Origin of the sequence: Terribacillus sp. JSM ZJ617 (genome assembly GCF_044383785.1) — a bacterium.
Lineage (GTDB): Bacteria > Bacillota > Bacilli > Bacillales > Amphibacillaceae > Terribacillus.
In genome coordinates this window covers 660479-677839 of the sequence record NZ_JBISEQ010000001.1, presented here as the reverse complement: position 1 = coordinate 677839, position 17361 = coordinate 660479, and the positions used below count along the sequence as shown (strand labels likewise).

The following is a 17361-nucleotide window of genomic DNA, read 5'->3' as shown; positions in this document are numbered from 1 at the left end:
TTTTATTTCAATAGATCTTGTACGAACTTCGGCAGTACAAAAGCAGCTTGATGCAGCTCTGGTGTATAGTATTTCGTTTCGATAGGCTGGAACCGTTCTGCTTTCACTTCTTTTGGATGATGCACCTTGCTGCCCATCGTGAACGTCCACAGACCACTTGGATAAGTAGGGATATTCGCCGTATACAGCTCCGTAACCTGGAAGATTTCTTTCACATCTTTGTACACCTGTGAAATCAGGTCTGCTTTGAACCATGGATTATCTGTCTGCGCAACAAACAAGCCATCCTCTTTGAGTGCTTTAGCAATCCCGGCATAAAAGCCTTTCGTGAATAGGTTGACTGCTGGTCCTACTGGTTCTGTCGAGTCGACCATAATGACATCATAGGCATTCTCACTTTCAGCAATGTGCATGAAACCGTCACCGACGCGCACATCTGCACGCGGATCATCCATTTTACCTGCGATGGAAGGCAAGAACTTCTTGGAATACTCGATAACTTTGCCATCGATATCAACAAGCGTCGCTTTTTTCACTTTGTCATGCTTGAGTACTTCACGGATGACACCGCCATCTCCTCCGCCTACAATCAGCACGTTCTCCGGATTCGGATGCGTGAACAATGGTACATGGGCAACCATCTCGTGGTAGACAAACTCATCCCTCTCTGTAGTCATGACCATGCCATCCAATGTCAGCATATTGCCCCATTCTTCCGTCTCGAGCATGTCCAATTTCTGAAAATCAGTCTGCTCACTGTGCAGGGAACGCTTCACTTTTGCTGTGATACCGAAGCTGTCTGTCTGTTTTTCTGTATACCAAAGTTCCATTAGCTGTCAAAACTCCTCTATGTGTAAAATCCTTTAACATCTCGCAACTAGTGTTAGTCATTTTTATAGCTTTAAACAATCAAATTATAGAGAAATTCCGAAAAAAAGCAACCCTTTCCAACGTTTATTATCCTACTGGATGACGATACTGTTTTTGACACCATGAAGGAAGCAGGCGATAGATTTGATTCGGATTCCGATAGCCAGATGGCAGAGGTGGCTCCGGCCCAAAAGGCTGGCAGCTGTCATTCTTGGAAGCATGATAACTGCCATCGGCGGACTGCTCCTCATTTGTTATCTGATGGGCCCTCCGGCGATGACAAATAAATGGAGTACAACATTCTATGCGAACGACAGCACAATCCTCGGTGAACAGTATGGCAACACACAGAAACGCTGGATCGCCTTAGACGAAGTTTCTCCGCATTTGATTCATGCGACTATCTTGGCAGAAGACAAAAATTTCTACAAACATCATGGCTTTGCCTGGAAACGCATATTTGCTGCCGCCCTGTCAGATATCAAGGCTGGCGCCAAGGTGGAAGGAGCCAGTACCATCACCCAGCAATATGCCAAAAACCTTTACTTAACGAATGATAAGACATGGACTCGAAAATTCAAGGAAGCAATATACAGTATCCGCTTAGAAATGTTTTACACGAAGGATGAAATATTGGAAGGGTATCTTAATACGATTTATTACGGGCATGGGATGTATGGTATCCAAGCAGCGAGCGATTATTATATGGATAAAGATCCCGGCAGTTTAACAGCTGCTGAAGCCGCACTGCTTGCCGGTATACCAAAGGGGCCGTCCTACTATTCTCCTTTCCAAAATAAAGAGCTTGCTGATGAAAGGCAGGAATATATTTACGGACTGCTGCAGGATGCAGGTTATATCACAGAACCCGAATCACTTCCCGCTGTGTCTCTGTCGACAGAACAGGAACGGGAAACAATTAGACGTGCCGGTTATTTTCAGGACTATATTACAGATGAATTAGCCCAGGTTCTGGGTATGGATAAGGATGAGGCTGTAGCTTCTGGATATCATGTCTATACAACGATGGATTCTGACCACCAGCTTAAACTCGAGACGCAAATAGCCGATACGATTCCGGCTGATACAGAACTGCAGACAGGAGCCATTGCCATGGACCCGGATTCTGGTGCAATTACAGCTATGGTCGGCGGAACAGATTACAAGATGAGCACATATAACAGAGCTACTACTAGTAAACGTATGCCGGGCTCCTCGTTTAAGCCTTTTGTCTATTACACTGCCTTGAAAAATGGTTTTACACCGATGACACAGTTAAGAAGCGAAGAAACGACCTTTGAGCTGCCAGAGGGCGGCGAATATGCTCCTGGTAATTTTCATGGCTATTATGCAAATGAGGAAATCACGATGGCAGAAGCTATCGCGATGTCGGATAATATTTATGCGGTGAAGACGAATTTAATGGTTGGCGCGGAGAAAGTCGCTGCGGATGCCAAGAAGCTTGGAATCACAAGTGATTTACAGGCGGTACCGTCCCTAGCCCTCGGAACTTCGCCGGTATCTGTTGAAGAAATGGGCGTTGCCTACAGCCGGATAGCCAACGGCGGTAAACAGATAGAGAGCTATACGATTGAAAAAATCGTCGATCGCAACGGGAAGACTATCTATACGCATAAACCGCAGAAAACCAAAAGCAAGCTGGATAAAAAAAGACTGTTCGTGCTCACGGATCTCATGACAGGTATGTTCGATGATTCGCTTAGCAGCTATATGCGCGTCACAGGAGCATCGATCAAGGATCAGCTGAGCCGGCCATACGCAGGCAAATCTGGAACGACAACGACGGATAGCTGGATGGTCGGATTCAGCCCTGACTTAGTGACAGCGGTCTGGACCGGCTATGATGACAACCGCTCCATGGAGAAAGTAAAGGAATTGGCCTACAGCAAGGAAATTTGGGCAGGCTTTATGGAAGCAGCCCATCAGGGCAAACCAATCAAAGCATTCCGCCCTCCTGCAGGCGTACGCGGTGTGTTTGTTGATCCTGATTCCGGCTTCCTTTCTACGTCGTATTGTGAAAAGCGCCGATTCACTTACTTTGTACGAGGGACGGAGCCAAAGCTATACTGCCGGCCTGATTTGGATGAGTTTCCTCTCCGGCAAGATCAGGAAGAACCGATGAATAGACGGAAACGCTGGTTCGATTGGCTGTTTTAATAGGAAAAGCCGCTGTTCTCCTTGAGGACAGCGGCTTTCATTTATTGCAGTTGATTTTCTAAATCCTTCGGTGACCTGCTCCAGAATTCCGGCTTATAGTCCTTAAGGAAATCCAGCAGCAATCCCTTTGATAGCTCATCCATATGCTCGAGCACGTACTTCCCTTTCATGGACTGCTCCATATGCTTCACATGCTCCGGCATTGATTTATAGGCGATACGATTCGGCCGATCGACGAGGATCTCGCTGGCAGCAGCTCCAAAATAATAAGGGCCATCCCCGCCATTTTGCACGGTTACCCAGACAATCCAATACAGCTTCCCGTCTTGTACCTTATCCTTCTCATGCTGGAAACGCACGCGTCTTTCTACTTGACTGCGGGCGTGCATCGCCGCCATGTCCACGTACGCTGTTTTCTCGTGCGGATCAACGATGACCGGACTCATATTTTCCAGACTGATGGAACCGACCCCATATCCCCCGTGACCATCTGTAGAATCATCTTTCATGATCGTGAAAGCATTATTTTTCTTCTTTTCCACGTATACCGCTCCCTCGACTTTTGCTTCTATAGTAGCATGTGTCGGATTATTACTTCAATTCAATTGTTTCATCATGGAAGCGGAAAGCATTGGTTGAGACGACAGTTGATGCGGCAGCTTCGGTCAGAATTGGTTTCGATATCTTTTCTTTCTTTGGAAGATTAATCCCGAGTCTCCTTAACTCAACCTCTTTCAATCCGTCCACCATCAGTTGAACACAGCCAATCAATAGCAGGTATGCCAGTAAGATACTGATTGTATAAAAACCTTGCCCCGTCATTAGCATATAGCGGAGAAAGGAAATCTGAGAAGACCATTCACTAGTGGCTGGAGAACCAGAGAAGCCCTCTTCCCCAGGCACCGTACCGCCGAAATATAACTGAAACACACCTAAATGGATGAATAGGACTATTACTTGAAGTGTTTGCTGGCCGAAAAGGATGTAACTTCTAATTTTGATCTGCGGCCACACATGTTTTCTTAAAAGCTGCAAACGGCTCGCTCCAAGGACAACTCCACTTGTTACGTATGCACTCGATAGGGATTGATGTATTTCCTTTCCTAACAGTATGGTAGTTAGAGGTAATACTAACAGGAACAGAATCACTATTTGCCATATGATCTTCTCTGGAAATGACAGCATCGAGTCCGGCGCAATAATTGGCGTTAAAAGCATTATCGCTAACAAAGACTGCGGTACATAATGTAATCCATCCGCCAGTTGGTCCAGGAACTTCCGGATCCTTGCTGGCATTAGCAGGACGTAGGGAATAGCAAGTAAGAACCCACCTCCGATCCGCAATACAGCGACCAGCAAAGCGAATCCGATTGTATACTTAGCACCTGCCAACAGCACATCATCCAAATGCCTCCCCAGTCGATCCGTTCCCAGCAAATAGTCTTCTCCCGGTCCAAACGGCGCTTTTTGTACCATATTACCCGCATCATCATATTGATATTGATCCACATTGATAACAGGATCCGCTGCTAGCGTATATATACAGCTGCCGATAAACAGCAAGGCAATCAACGCGAAACCCACGATGAACTTTTTATTTCGATAGATTTTTTGATTATGTGAAACTCTAGCGAATGGTATGCGGTTTCCATTGCCCCTTGTCCCAAACAGCGGTGCCGCCTTCCATGCAGGTGCGGAGGAGATTCCTGACTTTCCCCCGAAAATCATTTCAGCAATGGAATAGATGAAATAGAATGGCACAAAGAATGCTGCTAGGATAAAGAAAAAAATGATACTCTGTACAGGCTGCAGCAGCATCTCTTTCAAAATACTTGTAATACCGTACAGATTCATTAAATATTCAATCGCTGGCAGTGCTGAGAGCGTAGCCCAAGTAATGACCTTTGTATGCAGGAAAGCAGATGGCAGGATATTCGGTAAGACATGACGGAATAGAATAGCCTCTCTTCCTATCCCCTTACTTTTTGCTAATAGTACATAGTCCTTTTGCTGCTCCTCTTCCAGCATAGACAGTACGATGCGGTAGAAGGTTACAAAAGGCAGAATCGCTAATATCAGAATCGGCAGAACATAGATTTCTTCTTGTCCTACAGAGCTGAAACGGAATAATAAAAACCCGAATTGTTTATAAAAGAAAACAACAAATAATTGGATACCGAAAGCTAATATGACATCCGGGATGGATTCAAGCACATAACCCAGCCGCTTAAATGGGAAGACGAGTTTGTTTGGCAGCAGACAAGAAACGACTGCAAACAGCAACCCTCCAATAAATCCAGTCAACAATGCTCCAAACAGGATTGTCATGGAATACGACATCGCAGGAGCAAGATAATCGAATAATGGATAAACCCGTCCATACCCTTGATCATATACCCAACGGGAAGGGTCTAGTACTTGCTCAACTAAAACAGCAACCGCACGGAAATATCCCGATGAATCCGGCATGAATACTGATGGGACACAGCTTATCATGATAAGTCCAACCAAACCAACAAACAGATAACCTACAAAAGAGACAGCTCGCATTCATCCCACTCTTCTTCCTCATGAAATTCAGTGCCTTTTCAAAATTCTATTATATTATAATTTTCTGTTAATTATATACAAAAATGTAAGATTACTAAACAGGAATGTGCAAAAATGGACTAATATTCGGCAGAAAGACACAATTCAATAAGCCCTTCTGCATGTAAGCCATCTAAATATGGATCAGCACCACAGTAGGATTATGGCAAGTTCAAATCGGGAAAAGTACTCTCGCAGCAGCGATTGAAAGGGGAATTTTATGTATTTTTGGCTTAGCTTGATTTTCGCAGTGGGGTTTGCACTTATTCATTACTGTTCTAAATATATGAGTTTTCTAAAGGAAACACCTCAGAGCAAGTTCCTGTCGGTTTCTGCGGGAATTGCTGTCGCGTATGTATTTGTGCATCTTCTCCCTGAGTTGAATACTTATCAGGAAAAATTGGAAGCTGAACTTGGAGATAGTGTATGGCGATATGCAGAACATCATATTTATATTGTTGCTTTGATTGGTTTGGTACTTTTCTATGGATTGGAAAGAATGGTGACGGTATCGAAACATACAAATAGACTCAAAGATCCCGAAGCGGCAGGATCGGGTATTTTCTGGCTGCATATCAGTTCTTTCTTTTTATATAACGCTATTATAGGCTACTTGCTGGTACGGGAAGAGTATGAGTCTCCCCTCGGGATGCTGTTTTACTTTCTTGCTTTAGGTGTCCACTTCATTACCAATGACCGGAGCCTGCGGAGTGACCACAAGCATATCTATGATAGATATGGAAGATTACTTCTCACTGGAGCAATTCTAATAGGATGGTTGATCGGTATTTTAACCGAATTGAACGAAGCTGCAATCTCGATACTCAATGCCTTTATTGCAGGCGGTATCGTATTGAATGTACTGAAGGAAGAGCTTCCTGAGGAACGGGAAAGCAGTATCGGAAGCTTTCTGATTGGTGCAGTCGGTTATACCATATTGTTATTACTGGTTTAAGTAAAAGAGCGAAGGATCATGAGGATCCTTCGCTCTTTTTATGCTTGCTGTTTTTTTAGCGTATGGATGAATTCCCAGGCTTGGGTCATCTCTTCGTCTGTATAATTTTGTTTCTTTTTCACTGTCCGTACTTTTTCCTCTACTTCATCCTGCGGAAGCTCTTCGAAATACAGCATCGTGGAAACCAGCTCCAGGAATCGGGAGCTCTTTTCTTTCAGCAGGCGGATAGCCTCCTGATAATCAGGGAATTGATTATCATAATGTGTGAGAAACTGTTGGCCTTCCTCCGTAATTGTATAACGGTATTGGAAATAGCTGCTTTTATCCTCTTTTGTCTCTTTGATCAGACCGAGGTTGCTCAGTTCATCCACACGCAGGGATAATTCCTCCGAATAGGGACCGAAAAGATGGAATTCATATTTTTCACCGAACGGAATACCATTTTTCTTCAGTATGTAAATCATCTTCTGTAGTTTCTTTCTTCCTACCACTTCTTCCACGGAAGAAAAGAATTGCAGGAGATTTGCGTGGTTGGCTAGCATAGCTGCTCCTCCTTATTGGAATAAAATCTCATAAATCCGTTGCTTCTGTTGACTGTCATCCGGCAGGGCTTCCAGAATGTCCTGTGGGAAATATAATTTATGGTCTGTTCGTTTCTTACCCGAAATCGCTTCTACAATATCCGATTGACGCGATAATTCCTTCAATTTTCCATTAGGCAATTGTAAGTGAATCGGCAAGCGCTCCTCTTCCTCGCCTGGACGGTAGAAGTCATAAGGCAAATCAGATGAAGAATCATCAATCAGATAATATTCCGGATCGATTCCTACTTCGCTGAAGAGCCTGGACAGCTCGACCATCTCTTTCATATGCAGGAGCGGATTGAACTCGATATACTTGAATAGTCGGCGATTGAGGAATCTTTCACATAAGTCTCTTAGTATATCATCATCTTCTTCAAGCCAAGCCTGGAAATAGAAGGATGTGACATTTTCATCAAGCCGTATATAATCGTCCAAGGTAACTTTTTCATCAAACAAGGAAATGAAGTGCTGCGGTCGCAGCTTGAATGTATAATCACTTTTATAGAGCGCTTTTGCACGATGTAATATCTTCGTCAGAATCACTTCCGCACTGCGTGTTACAGGGTGGAAATATACTTGCCAATACATCTGATAGCGGCTCATGATATAATCTTCGACCGCATGCATGCCGGACTCCTTGATTACGACCTGATCTTCACGTGGACGCATCACACGAAGTATGCGCTCCATATCAAAATGTCCATAGCTGACACCTGTGAAATAAGCGTCACGCTGCAAATAATCCATCCTGTCTGCGTCAATTTGGCTTGAGATGATACTGACAATCAATTTGTCATCATAAGTCTTATTAATGACTTCGGCTACTTTTTTAGGAAAACTTGCACTCACTTTCCGCAGCACATGATTGACTCCTGTATCCCCCAGGATAATCTTGCGGGTGAATTCCTCATGATCCAATCCGAAAACCTTTTCAAAGGAATGGGAATAAGGGCCATGACCAAGATCGTGAAGCAAAGCAGCACATAAAAGCAGCAGCCGCTGTTCCTTTTTCCAATTCTTGCGGTTCTCGAAGTTGTTCACAATCCGTCTGACTATCTCATAAACCCCTAGGGAATGATTGAACCGGCTGTGTTCGGCACCATGAAACGTCATATAAGAGGTTCCAAGCTGCTTGATTCTGTGAAGCCGCTGGAATTCTGGCGTCGCAATCAGATCCCATATCACCCTGTCACGGACATGTACATAACGATGCACAGGATCTTTGAAAACTTTTTCTTCATCTAGCTTTTCATCTCGATACGCCATTTCCTCTGCCTCACTTTATGTCATTCTGTCTCGTATTTTTTTGTCCAATAGAATTAGTTTATAAAATATCGGCTCCCCAGTAAATAACCAAAAGTAATTTTTACTCGTTTCTTGTCTACCCTATTCTTTGCTATACTATGTATTGGCGTTTAACGCCATTCAGCTGAAAAGGAGCGCGTTCTACGTGTTACATACATTACTTCAAACACCTGAATTCCGTATTATTGATCATTCCGGTGAAGATGGTCCCGAACAGGCGATTGCCTCCTTCGCGATAGACGATGCATTGGCTATCTCTGTCGGCGAAAATTTGGCTCCGCCAACTGCAAGGCTGTGGATCCATGACCGCACGATTATGCTCGGCATACCTGATTCCCGTCTGCCTTACATCAAGGAGGGAATATCTTATTTGCAGGAAAAGGGCTATAAAGCAGTCGTCCGAAACTCTGGCGGACTAGCTGTGCTGCTGGATAAAGGCGTTGTCAACCTATCCTTCATTTTCCCGGATGCCAAGCACATCGGAATCCATGACGGGTATCAAGCAATGGTTTCCTTCATCCAATATATCTTCCAGGATCTTACCGATAAAATCGAGGCATTCGAGGTAGTCGGTTCTTATTGTCCCGGAACCTATGATCTGAGCATAGACGGCCGGAAATTTGCCGGTATCTCCCAGCGCAGGGTGAAAGACGGTTCTGCCGTCCAAATTTACTTATGTGTAGATGGAAGCGGCGCGTCACGTGCAGAAATCGTTAGAGGATTCTATGAAAGGGCTAAAAAGAAAGCGGAAACTCGCTTCACCTTCCCTGATGTAGTGCCGGAAACGATGGCATCATTGGAAGAATTGCTCCAAGTTACGCTTACTAGCGAACAAGTTTGTAAGCGGATTGCTGATGGCCTTGCATCTATCACGAACATCAATCCTACTGCTGAGATGACGGAACGAGAAGTTCAGCTGCAGCAGGAACGGATGAAGCTGATGCGTGCCCGTAATGAGAATTTCCAATAAAAAACCGCTGACCGATTACCGGTTCAGCGGTTTTCTTCTTTTTCCAAAAAGGTTAAGGCTTGTTTCACCGAAGAATAGAACTTAATGTTCTGATCACTGAAATCTGCTTGACGTACACTATCCATGGCCATCTTCGGATGGAAGCCAGTGACAATCAGACGTGTACCCATCATATCCAGCAGCTGATGCAAGCGCAGCACACCATGATGAACTCCGCTATGGAAGCGACTGATTCCTTGCAAATCAAGAAGGAAATTACGCTCTCCTGACTGTTGAACATGCTCTCCTACCCGTTCCAATATTTGATTCAGTCTGCGATCATCGACATCCCCAATCAATGGCAGGATCGATGTCGTATCCGTAATTGGAACAATAGGTGTGGATAACCGGGAAACTTCCTCCAAGTAACGGGAAACAAGCTCTTCGTTCTGCTTTCGCTGTGTCACGTCTTTCTGGACACCAACAAAGAACGTCTTCTGCTCACTTTCCAAAAAGATAGGATAGATCTCCAGCTCGTTCCAGAACATCTCACCGTTCTTGCGGTAATTTTTAAGTTCGACCACGACTGCTTTTTCATTTCGTATTGCATTCCGAACAGCAGCAACATCTTCTTTTTTCGTATCTTCCCCTTGAAGAAAACGGCAATTATGGCCGATAATCTCTTCAGAAGGATAACCGGTAAGTTCTTCGAAACCTTTGTTTGTATAAATAATCGGATTATCAGGAAGTGAGGGGTCTGTGATTACCACTCCTGCTCCTACGTAATCGATGGCATGCTTCACAAACTGATCTGTTACTTCGGATGAATAGCGGATATCTTTGCCCAACAAATACTCACTCCTTTTGCATCTGAGACAAGGCTATTCTACTATACTTGCGCTGGAAAAACAAAACAAACAAAAAAGAAGCCTCCTTTATGAGAGGCTTCTTTCCTATATGCTTATTCTACAGACTGTGCAGCAGTGATAAGTGTAAGCTTGTACACATCATCTGCATTACAGCCGCGGGACAAATCGTTTACTGGTGCGTTCAGGCCTTGCAGGATCGGACCTACAGCATCGAAGTTACCTAGACGCTGAGCAATTTTGTAACCAATGTTACCTGCTTCGAGGCTAGGGAATACGAACACATTCGCATCACCTTTCAATACAGCATCCGGCGCTTTTTTCGCAGCAACGGATGGTACGAAAGCTGCATCGAATTGGAATTCGCCATCGACCACTAGGTTAGGGTTTTTCTCTTTTGCAATCGCAAGCGCATCTGCTACTTTCTCTGTTTCCGGAGATTTAGCAGAACCTTTTGTGGAGAAGCTTAGCAATGCAACTTTCGGATCAATACCAAACATAGCTGCTGTTTCAGCACTTGCTACAGCAATTTCTGCAAGATCCTGGCTGTCAGGTGCGATGTTGATGGCACAGTCACCGAAAACATAGCGCTCATCTTCTCTTACCATTACGAATGCTCCAGAAGTCTTTTTGTATCCTGGCTTCGTTTTGATGATTTGCAATGCTGGACGTACTGTATCCGCAGTAGAATGAGCCGCTCCGCTCACAAGACCATCAGCTTCACCAATATAAACAAGCATTGTACCGAAATAATTTTCATCTTTTAGTAATTTCTTTGCATCTTCTTCTGTCGCTTTTCCTTTGCGGCGTTCCACGAACGCTGCAACCAGCTCATCGAATTTTTCATACGTATCTGGATCAAGAATTGCTGCGCCGTGCAAGTCGATAGACATTTCTTTTGCCTTCTGTTCCACTTGCTCTTTATTGCCGACCAAAATCGGTGCAATAATCCCCTCTTCGGCAAGCTTTCCTGCTGCTTCCAAAATACGTTCATCCAAGCCTTCCGGCAAGACGATCTTTTTATTTTGACCTGTTACTTTTTCCCGCAATGTTTGAAATAAATCACTCATCCTAAAACCCTCCTAGAATATGTCTGCATTTTCTATAGTAAATCTTTTTGTTTTACTTTTAAAGTCATATCAGCTGATGCTGATTTTTTTAATTAAAATAACCGCTTCTTTAGATGTTCCCATTTCTGTCAAAGTATACACACCAGGCATACGGAACAGTTGATATAATAGAGGCGGGAACTAGAAAGCAGCGACTAGCATGATGAGATGTCGTTTGTGTTACACTATACAAAGAATGTGAACGAAAAAGGAGTGTTTAGGCATGGCAGAAGCAGTAGAAACCATGGACGGCTGGTATTGCCTGCATGATTTCCGTGTAATGGATTGGACAAGCTGGAAACTGGCTTCCGAGGATGTGCGTCAAGCAGCAATCGAGGAATATCAGAACTGGCTTTCAAATATGGAACAAGTTGAGGAAGCAAAAAACGGCAGTCAGCTTGTCTATAAAATTATTGGTCATAAAGCTGACCTGATGTTTATGATTATGCGACCGACAATGGATGAATTGCAGGAGATCGAAACAGTTTTCGATAAGATGCAGATCGCATCTTTCATGACGAAAAGCTTCTCTTACTTATCTGTCGTCGAGCTCTCCAAATATATGAGCAAACCTGGTGTTGATATCGAACAGAAACCAGAAGTACAAGCACGTTTGAAACCAATTCTTCCTCGCTGGGATTATATGTGCTTCTACCCAATGGATAAACGTCGTATGAATGATGACAACTGGTATTCACTCGAAAAAGATGCTCGCTCAAAACTTATGTATGAGCACAGCAAAACCGGACGTAAATACGCTGGGCAAATCAAACAAATCATCACAGGTTCGTTTGGTTTCGATGATTGGGAATGGGGCGTTACATTGTTTGCACACGATCCACTGCCAATCAAAAAGCTAGTGTATGAAATGCGATTCGACGAAGTGAGCGCACGTTACGGCGAATTCGGTGACTTCTATTTCGGAAATAAGCTGGATAAAGAAGCAGTATCCGACTACTTTCATATTTGATGAAAGCTGGACCAACTTGGTCCGGCTTTTTTTATTCCTTTGTTCTACTCCCCTTCCAGGCTTCATATCTTGTCAAAGAACAGGCATGAGTTCCTTAGACATGAGGTAAGGCGATAACAGTTAATGAAGGCTGGAGCATTTCTTGTATTCATGGTGGTCGTACGATCGAACACAATTCCTGCCTTCACAGTTTTAGCCACCAAAATGTCTTCTGAAAGGATATAGGAAAGGGGAATGAAAATGAGCAAGAACCCGAATCAAGAAAACCAGTCTCCGAGCACCCCGCAGTATCAGGAACAGAGCCCAGCTTATACTTATCCGCAAGTCCCGAACTATAGCTACCCAACTCGTCAGCAAAACCAACCGTTTTTCCCGCAGCAGCAACAACAGCAGCAAGTCCCATCACAAGTTCAAGGCGGAGGGCCAGCAGGACCAGGACTGCCAGTTGAGCAGTCTTATATCGAGAACATTCTGCGTCTGAATCGAAATAAGCTCGCCACCGTGTATATGACCTTCGAAAACAATGACCGTTGGAACGCAAAAATCTTCAAAGGCGTGATCGAGGCTGCTGGACGTGATCATCTAATCTTACGTGATCCAGAGAACAACCGACGTTACTTATTATTGATGGTCTATCTCGATTATGTAACATTCGATGAACCGCTTAATTATAGTTACCCTTTTGGTAATCCAGGCGGCACTGCAACTTATCCACCACGATAAAAAAACCTCTGCTTCGGCAGAGGTTTTTTCCTTATAAATATTTAATTGCTGAATAGCCTAGCAGCACCCATCCAATCAGGAATGCCACACCACCGACCGGTGTAATGATAGCAAAGATCGTGATTCCGCTGACAGCATATATGTAAAGCGTGCCTGAAAATAGCAGGATGCCCGCGATAAAGAAACCGCCGGCAGTCGTCAAACTGCCTGTTTGGATCTTTTGCAGCAATAATGCTACTCCGATGATCGCCACTGTATGGAACATTTGATATTGAACTGCTTTTTCCCACGTGGCAATTGCCTTCTCTGACAATCTTCCTTCCAGTCCGTGCGCTCCGAATGCTCCAAGTGCTACAGTAAGGAACCCACTTATGGCTCCGATTATGAGTAATGCTTTCATTTTTCTACTCCTTTATATCAAAAATCGAACAATGACTTACCGTTCGATTCTTCATCATCATCTTCAAATGCTTTTTTGGGCGGCTGCTGGGCTGGCCATTCCCCTGTCATCGCTACCCATTCAGCTGCTGATGGGCTTACTGCTGCTTCTGACGGTTTAGACACCTTAGACACCTGCGTTTTGACCGGATGCTCTGAACGCTCACTTTGCAAAAACAAGTCACACATCGAACGGACCGCCCGGACGTGCTCCCGCTGCTTTTGTACATCCTTAAGGTCCAATGCCCTTTCCAGCTCCTCTTTCATATGCCGAAGCACTGCTTCTTCACTTAACAAGTCGAACACCTCCATCGTTTTGCTGCTACATGCATTATAACAGATATAAAAGGAAATATTTAATCCCGAAACGAGAACGTACATTCCTTTTTGGTGAAAAACTGGTATACTGTTCATAACATATACATAAATTAGAGCCTTAAGAAATGAAGACAGATGATGTAAAAAAACTGATGGCCTCCTCTGGAATTACAGAATTCAGTATGGCTTATATGGAAGCCGGTCATTCCTTACAACCCGTTATGAGAACAAGTGACAAGGAAGCAGCTAATATAAACGTTCCACCCAAACCAGAAAATAAAAAGACCCGCCGTATGGCGGGTCTTCTGTTATTGCGCTTGCTTCAGTATATCTAATTGTTCGGCGACATATTGTTCATGCATCCATTTCAAGAAATCATATTCTGTGGCTGTGGAAGGGCGCTTCATGTCCTGTTCCACCTGGTCGACAAAAGATAAAAAGCTAATCATTGCTAATTACCTCCTCTGGTTATACCTCTATCATCATTCTAATCGAGAATTGGATGCTTGACAACAAATTTTCAAAATATTCACGACAAATTAATAGTTCTATACAATCTATCAATCTTCTTTATTTTGAAAACGCAGCTCCAAATGACTGATCCGCTGCTTCAAGGCATCAACATCTGCTTTCGTAGCAAGTCCCAGGTCATGGACTTTTTTCTGCATATTCTCTTGATTCTTCTCGTTCCATTCATTGGATTTGGCTTCTCCCTTATCCACAAAGCGCTGAATCAAATCCTTCGCTTGCTGTGGTGTTATCTCTCCCTTAGCCACAAGCTCTTTCAATTTAGCATCCAGCTTTTCCTTCCCAGCCAAAGCAGCACCAACACCTAAAAGAAATCCCTTTCGTAACAAATCTGCCATTATCATAACCTCCTAGTTTTATTTATGGATATAAGCAGCAGAACATGCTTGATGAAGAGAATTAACCATAAACCAAAGAAAATGAATGTCAGGATGAACCCGACGAGGACGAGCCATAATGTATGGTGGATGATTCCTTGGATGCCAGTGTATGTCGAACCTGCCGTCAAAGCGAGTAACAGAACCGTATAAAAGAAGTAAAATTGGTGCAGCAGCTGGTTCTTTTGCTTATCCCTTTCCCAGCCGCGCTGCTTCTCTCCGTCAGTGAGCCAGTCGACGAGTGCTCTTGGCATCGACAGGAATGGACGAAGTGAATTAGTAATGATACCAGTATAAATGGAGCTATGTTTTTTCGACCCTCTCATCCACCGCAGGATGACCGGTTTTCCCCATTCTACTAAATCTGCTTGCGGATAAATGACAGCCACCAGGCCAATTGCCAGGAAAACTGCCCGTCCGAGGAAAGCGAAATCTGCCGGTAGCTGGATCGGCTGTTCCTTTACGATCACCTGCAGCTCCTCCATCAGCTGCAAGAAGGATTCAGTATCACCTACATCCAGTTGCCCGCCCTTATACAGGTCCACTGTTTTCCGAAGTATCCGTTTCACTTTCTCCGTATCAGCTGACGGAAGCAAAAACTCCATCTTGTAAAGGGCTTGAATGACAGCCTCATAATCATCGAGTACGATGCCCTGGATAGCCTCCCGTAAGTACTCCGTGTCCGTTGCTCTAATCTCACCGACCATACCAAAATCGAGCAGTACGATTTTCCCGTCAGGCTGAACCATGATATTGCCTGCATGAGGATCAGCATGGAATATACCGCTGTTCAGAAACTGATCTGAAAAGAATTGAAAAAGTGCTTTGGCCACCTGCTCACGGGGGATCTTCTGGGCATCCAGATAATCTGTATCCGTCACTTTCCGCCCCTCTACCCAGTCCATCACAAGTACTCTGCCTGTGCAGAGCTCAGGATAATAATCAGGTACTCTGATATCCGGATTTCCTTTGTACCGTTTCCGGAAATAATCCGCATGCTCCAGTTCTTTCCTGAAATCCAATTCCCGGCTGATAATGGTTACTACTTCCGCGTATAAAGCCTTCATGTCCGATTTCTTACCGATACTCGTAAATTTTCGGAGGAGGAAAAAAATGATTCGGAGCGCTTTGAAATCCATATGGAAAATCTGCCTGACATTGTGCCGCTGGACCTTGACTGCAATCTTCCGTCCGTTCTGCAAGTATGCCTCGTACACTTCGCCGATAGAAGCAGAAGCAACTGCTTTAGGGTTCAGACGCACAATCTCCGTTTCATAGCGGCTGCCAAGCTCTTCCCTTAATATTGCTTCCGAATGTGTAAATGATGTCGGCTTTACCCTGTCGACGAGGCCTTCCATCTCCCGGATGAACACTTTTGGCAGCAAATCAGCACGCGAACTGAGAAACTGGCCTAACTTGATCAGCAATCCGCCCTTCTTCTCAGCCATTTTCCGATATTCCCGCGCCTGCTTGGTCAGTAATGCTTCCCATTCCTGTTTATCCTGTTCATCCCATACACGGCTATGCAGCAGGTAAAACCAATAGATCTGCACCATAAATCGGATAACCATCCACACGATAGCCATAATACGACGGGTGGATTTGACACGCATGTACACACCTCATTTTCAGACAATTGCCTTCTTTCTTGCTATTTTCTATTATAGCTAGTACTTCTCTTGCTTGTCTATTAACCTGCGGCTGTGTCGAAAAATGTAAAAATAGTAGTTTTATAAATATTTTTTAATAAAACAGTTTATTTTTTCTCAGAAAACGCTTACAATATTGATATATAAGACTGATGGTAAACCAAAAACCCTTAACGGAGGTATAGTATGTCTAGCATATCTAAAAATGCTGTTCTGCCTGAAAAACGTTCCGTCGAAAATACTAAGTCAAACAAACAATTTTTGTACCCTTCTTACCTGCTTGAAAACCAGCTGATGGATGCTGTATCCGATGGTGACTTGAACGGGGCATTATCTATAATTGAAAGCCTATCCACTTCTGAACGCCCGAAGTATGCCTTTCAACCATTACGTTCTGCCAAGAACCAATTAATCAGCATTTGTACGCTATACACACGTGCTATCTTAAGAGGCGGTGCTTCCCAAGAAGTGGCATCGAGCCTCAATATGACTTATATGCTTGAAATCGAGAACTGCCAGACAGAGCAGGAACTTTCAGAATTGGAATATGATATGCTCGTCCGTTTCATCGAAGGCTTGAATAAAAGCAGAGCTACACAATACTCCAACATCATCAATGAAGCTATCGGCTATATTCAGTCACATATTTTGGAAGACTTGAGCTTACAGGCAATCAGCTCCCACTGCAATGTGAATCCGAGCTACCTTTCCCATCTATTCAAAAAAGAAGTTGGCGTTTCCACAGTCCAATTCATCAATCAAAAGAAGATTGAGGAGGCCAAATACTTCCTGCTTCATACGAACCAATCGATTGCTGATTTGGCTAAGAAGTTCAACTTCTGCAACCAAAGCTATTTCACGGCACAATTCAAGTTCTATACATCCATGACTCCAAAACAATTCCGCGACTCACGCGCAATCTAAAAATACCGCACAGGATAACCTGTGCGGTA

20 protein-coding genes are annotated in these 17361 nt (G+C 44.0%); 7 read left to right on the top strand and 13 right to left on the bottom strand.

Features of this window, described 5'->3' with window-relative positions:
• Positions 1-2 precede the first annotated feature (2 nt).
• Together speE and ACH6C1_RS03315 are read right to left on the bottom strand one after the other, a co-directional pair.
• Positions 3-830, bottom strand: a complete 828-nt coding sequence (gene speE / locus ACH6C1_RS03320) for a polyamine aminopropyltransferase (protein ID WP_095220968.1) — start codon at positions 828-830, stop codon at positions 3-5.
• Positions 831-962: 132 nt separating this feature from the next.
• Positions 963-1103 (bottom strand): hypothetical protein, encoded by a 141-nt coding sequence (locus ACH6C1_RS03315; protein ID WP_374074606.1) that lies wholly within the window; start codon positions 1101-1103, stop codon positions 963-965.
• A 43-nt stretch (positions 1104-1146) separates the two neighbouring features.
• On the opposite strand from ACH6C1_RS03315, the gene ACH6C1_RS03310 reads away from it, so the two are divergent.
• A complete protein-coding gene (locus tag ACH6C1_RS03310; protein ID WP_374074604.1) occupies positions 1147-3048 on the top strand; it encodes a transglycosylase domain-containing protein in 1902 nt (633 codons plus the stop codon).
• Positions 3049-3089: 41 nt separating this feature from the next.
• On the opposite strand, the gene ACH6C1_RS03305 is transcribed toward ACH6C1_RS03310, so the two are convergent.
• Positions 3090-3590, bottom strand: coding sequence for a YwhD family protein (locus tag ACH6C1_RS03305; protein ID WP_374074602.1), 501 nt, complete (start codon positions 3588-3590; stop codon positions 3090-3092).
• Between the two features lie 49 nt (positions 3591-3639).
• Positions 3640-5598: an ABC transporter permease subunit gene (locus ACH6C1_RS03300; protein WP_374074600.1), complete on the bottom strand. Its 1959-nt coding sequence runs from the start codon at positions 5596-5598 to the stop codon at positions 3640-3642.
• Positions 5599-5857: 259 nt separating this feature from the next.
• On the opposite strand from ACH6C1_RS03300, the gene ACH6C1_RS03295 reads away from it, so the two are divergent.
• Positions 5858-6592: a hypothetical protein gene (locus tag ACH6C1_RS03295; RefSeq protein WP_374074598.1), complete on the top strand. Its 735-nt coding sequence runs from the start codon at positions 5858-5860 to the stop codon at positions 6590-6592.
• 38 nt (positions 6593-6630) lie between these two features.
• On the opposite strand, the gene ACH6C1_RS03290 is transcribed toward ACH6C1_RS03295, so the two are convergent.
• A complete protein-coding gene (locus ACH6C1_RS03290; RefSeq protein WP_095220978.1) occupies positions 6631-7134 on the bottom strand; it encodes a YwgA family protein in 504 nt (167 codons plus the stop codon).
• A 12-nt stretch (positions 7135-7146) separates the two neighbouring features.
• Entirely contained in the window at positions 7147-8442 is a 1296-nt protein-coding gene (locus ACH6C1_RS03285; protein WP_374074594.1) for an HD domain-containing protein, read from the bottom strand.
• Positions 8443-8626: 184 nt separating this feature from the next.
• Here ACH6C1_RS03285 and ACH6C1_RS03280 point away from each other — a divergent pair, with 184 nt between their 5' ends.
• The gene (locus ACH6C1_RS03280) at positions 8627-9451 is read left to right on the top strand and encodes a lipoate--protein ligase family protein (protein WP_374074591.1); all 825 of its coding nucleotides are present in this window, start codon (positions 8627-8629) and stop codon (positions 9449-9451) included.
• Between the two features lie 23 nt (positions 9452-9474).
• On the opposite strand, the gene ytvA is transcribed toward ACH6C1_RS03280, so the two are convergent.
• Together ytvA and pta are read right to left on the bottom strand one after the other, a co-directional pair.
• Entirely contained in the window at positions 9475-10278 is an 804-nt protein-coding gene (gene ytvA / locus ACH6C1_RS03275; protein ID WP_374074588.1) for a YtvA family blue-light photoreceptor, read from the bottom strand.
• Between the two features lie 113 nt (positions 10279-10391).
• Positions 10392-11366 carry a phosphate acetyltransferase gene (pta, locus tag ACH6C1_RS03270; RefSeq protein WP_374074586.1) on the bottom strand — a complete coding sequence of 325 codons (975 nt, stop codon included), beginning with the start codon at positions 11364-11366 and terminating at the stop codon, positions 10392-10394.
• Positions 11367-11628: 262 nt separating this feature from the next.
• Here pta and hemQ point away from each other — a divergent pair, with 262 nt between their 5' ends.
• Positions 11629-12375 carry a hydrogen peroxide-dependent heme synthase gene (gene hemQ, locus ACH6C1_RS03265; RefSeq protein ID WP_374074584.1) on the top strand — a complete coding sequence of 249 codons (747 nt, stop codon included), beginning with the start codon at positions 11629-11631 and terminating at the stop codon, positions 12373-12375.
• A gap of 234 nt (positions 12376-12609) precedes the next feature.
• Positions 12610-13098 (top strand): spore coat protein GerQ, encoded by a 489-nt coding sequence (gerQ, locus tag ACH6C1_RS03260; RefSeq protein WP_095220988.1) that lies wholly within the window; start codon positions 12610-12612, stop codon positions 13096-13098.
• 31 nt (positions 13099-13129) lie between these two features.
• On the opposite strand, the gene ACH6C1_RS03255 is transcribed toward gerQ, so the two are convergent.
• Complete coding sequence (locus tag ACH6C1_RS03255) at positions 13130-13498, bottom strand: DUF423 domain-containing protein (protein WP_374074582.1); 369 nt, start codon at positions 13496-13498, stop codon at positions 13130-13132.
• Between the two features lie 17 nt (positions 13499-13515).
• The gene (locus tag ACH6C1_RS03250; protein WP_374074580.1) at positions 13516-13833 is read right to left on the bottom strand and encodes a YwdI family protein; all 318 of its coding nucleotides are present in this window, start codon (positions 13831-13833) and stop codon (positions 13516-13518) included.
• Positions 13834-13979: 146 nt separating this feature from the next.
• On the opposite strand from ACH6C1_RS03250, the gene ACH6C1_RS03245 reads away from it, so the two are divergent.
• On the top strand, positions 13980-14189 hold the full coding sequence (locus tag ACH6C1_RS03245) for a hypothetical protein (RefSeq protein ID WP_374074578.1): 210 nt from the start codon (positions 13980-13982) through the stop codon (positions 14187-14189).
• On the opposite strand, the gene ACH6C1_RS03240 is transcribed toward ACH6C1_RS03245, so the two are convergent.
• From ACH6C1_RS03240 to ACH6C1_RS03230, 3 genes are all read right to left on the bottom strand, one after another.
• A complete protein-coding gene (locus ACH6C1_RS03240) occupies positions 14163-14303 on the bottom strand; it encodes a hypothetical protein (protein ID WP_176465612.1) in 141 nt (46 codons plus the stop codon). The genes ACH6C1_RS03245 and ACH6C1_RS03240 overlap by 27 nt on opposite strands.
• Before the next feature lie 111 nt (positions 14304-14414).
• Complete coding sequence (locus tag ACH6C1_RS03235) at positions 14415-14720, bottom strand: phasin family protein (protein ID WP_374074575.1); 306 nt, start codon at positions 14718-14720, stop codon at positions 14415-14417.
• A 2-nt stretch (positions 14721-14722) separates the two neighbouring features.
• Positions 14723-16372, bottom strand: coding sequence for an ABC1 kinase family protein (locus tag ACH6C1_RS03230; protein WP_374074573.1), 1650 nt, complete (start codon positions 16370-16372; stop codon positions 14723-14725).
• Between the two features lie 222 nt (positions 16373-16594).
• Here ACH6C1_RS03230 and ACH6C1_RS03225 point away from each other — a divergent pair, with 222 nt between their 5' ends.
• Entirely contained in the window at positions 16595-17332 is a 738-nt protein-coding gene (locus ACH6C1_RS03225) for an AraC family transcriptional regulator (protein ID WP_095220996.1), read from the top strand.
• Positions 17333-17361 lie beyond the last annotated feature (29 nt).

Excerpts from the sequence above, each read along its gene's own strand:
- ACH6C1_RS03225 (WP_095220996.1), top strand. The coding sequence starts at position 16,595 with ATGTCTAGCATATCTAAAAATGCTGTTCTGCCTGAAAAACGTTCCGTC.
- ACH6C1_RS03245 (WP_374074578.1), top strand. The coding sequence starts at position 13,980 with ATGAAGACAGATGATGTAAAAAAACTGATGGCCTCCTCTGGAATTACA.
- ACH6C1_RS03310 (WP_374074604.1), top strand. The coding sequence starts at position 1,147 with ATGACAAATAAATGGAGTACAACATTCTATGCGAACGACAGCACAATC.
- speE (WP_095220968.1), bottom strand. The coding sequence starts at position 830 with ATGGAACTTTGGTATACAGAAAAACAGACAGACAGCTTCGGTATCACA.
- ACH6C1_RS03315 (WP_374074606.1), bottom strand. The coding sequence starts at position 1,103 with ATGGCAGTTATCATGCTTCCAAGAATGACAGCTGCCAGCCTTTTGGGC.
- ACH6C1_RS03230 (WP_374074573.1), bottom strand. The coding sequence starts at position 16,372 with ATGCGTGTCAAATCCACCCGTCGTATTATGGCTATCGTGTGGATGGTT.
- gerQ (WP_095220988.1), top strand. The coding sequence starts at position 12,610 with ATGAAAATGAGCAAGAACCCGAATCAAGAAAACCAGTCTCCGAGCACC.
- ACH6C1_RS03290 (WP_095220978.1), bottom strand. The coding sequence starts at position 7,134 with ATGCTAGCCAACCACGCAAATCTCCTGCAATTCTTTTCTTCCGTGGAA.
- pta (WP_374074586.1), bottom strand. The coding sequence starts at position 11,366 with ATGAGTGATTTATTTCAAACATTGCGGGAAAAAGTAACAGGTCAAAAT.
- ACH6C1_RS03300 (WP_374074600.1), bottom strand. The coding sequence starts at position 5,598 with ATGCGAGCTGTCTCTTTTGTAGGTTATCTGTTTGTTGGTTTGGTTGGA.
- hemQ (WP_374074584.1), top strand. The coding sequence starts at position 11,629 with ATGGCAGAAGCAGTAGAAACCATGGACGGCTGGTATTGCCTGCATGAT.
- ACH6C1_RS03240 (WP_176465612.1), bottom strand. The coding sequence starts at position 14,303 with ATGATTAGCTTTTTATCTTTTGTCGACCAGGTGGAACAGGACATGAAG.
- ACH6C1_RS03295 (WP_374074598.1), top strand. The coding sequence starts at position 5,858 with ATGTATTTTTGGCTTAGCTTGATTTTCGCAGTGGGGTTTGCACTTATT.
- ACH6C1_RS03255 (WP_374074582.1), bottom strand. The coding sequence starts at position 13,498 with ATGAAAGCATTACTCATAATCGGAGCCATAAGTGGGTTCCTTACTGTA.
- ACH6C1_RS03235 (WP_374074575.1), bottom strand. The coding sequence starts at position 14,720 with ATGGCAGATTTGTTACGAAAGGGATTTCTTTTAGGTGTTGGTGCTGCT.
- ACH6C1_RS03285 (WP_374074594.1), bottom strand. The coding sequence starts at position 8,442 with ATGGCGTATCGAGATGAAAAGCTAGATGAAGAAAAAGTTTTCAAAGAT.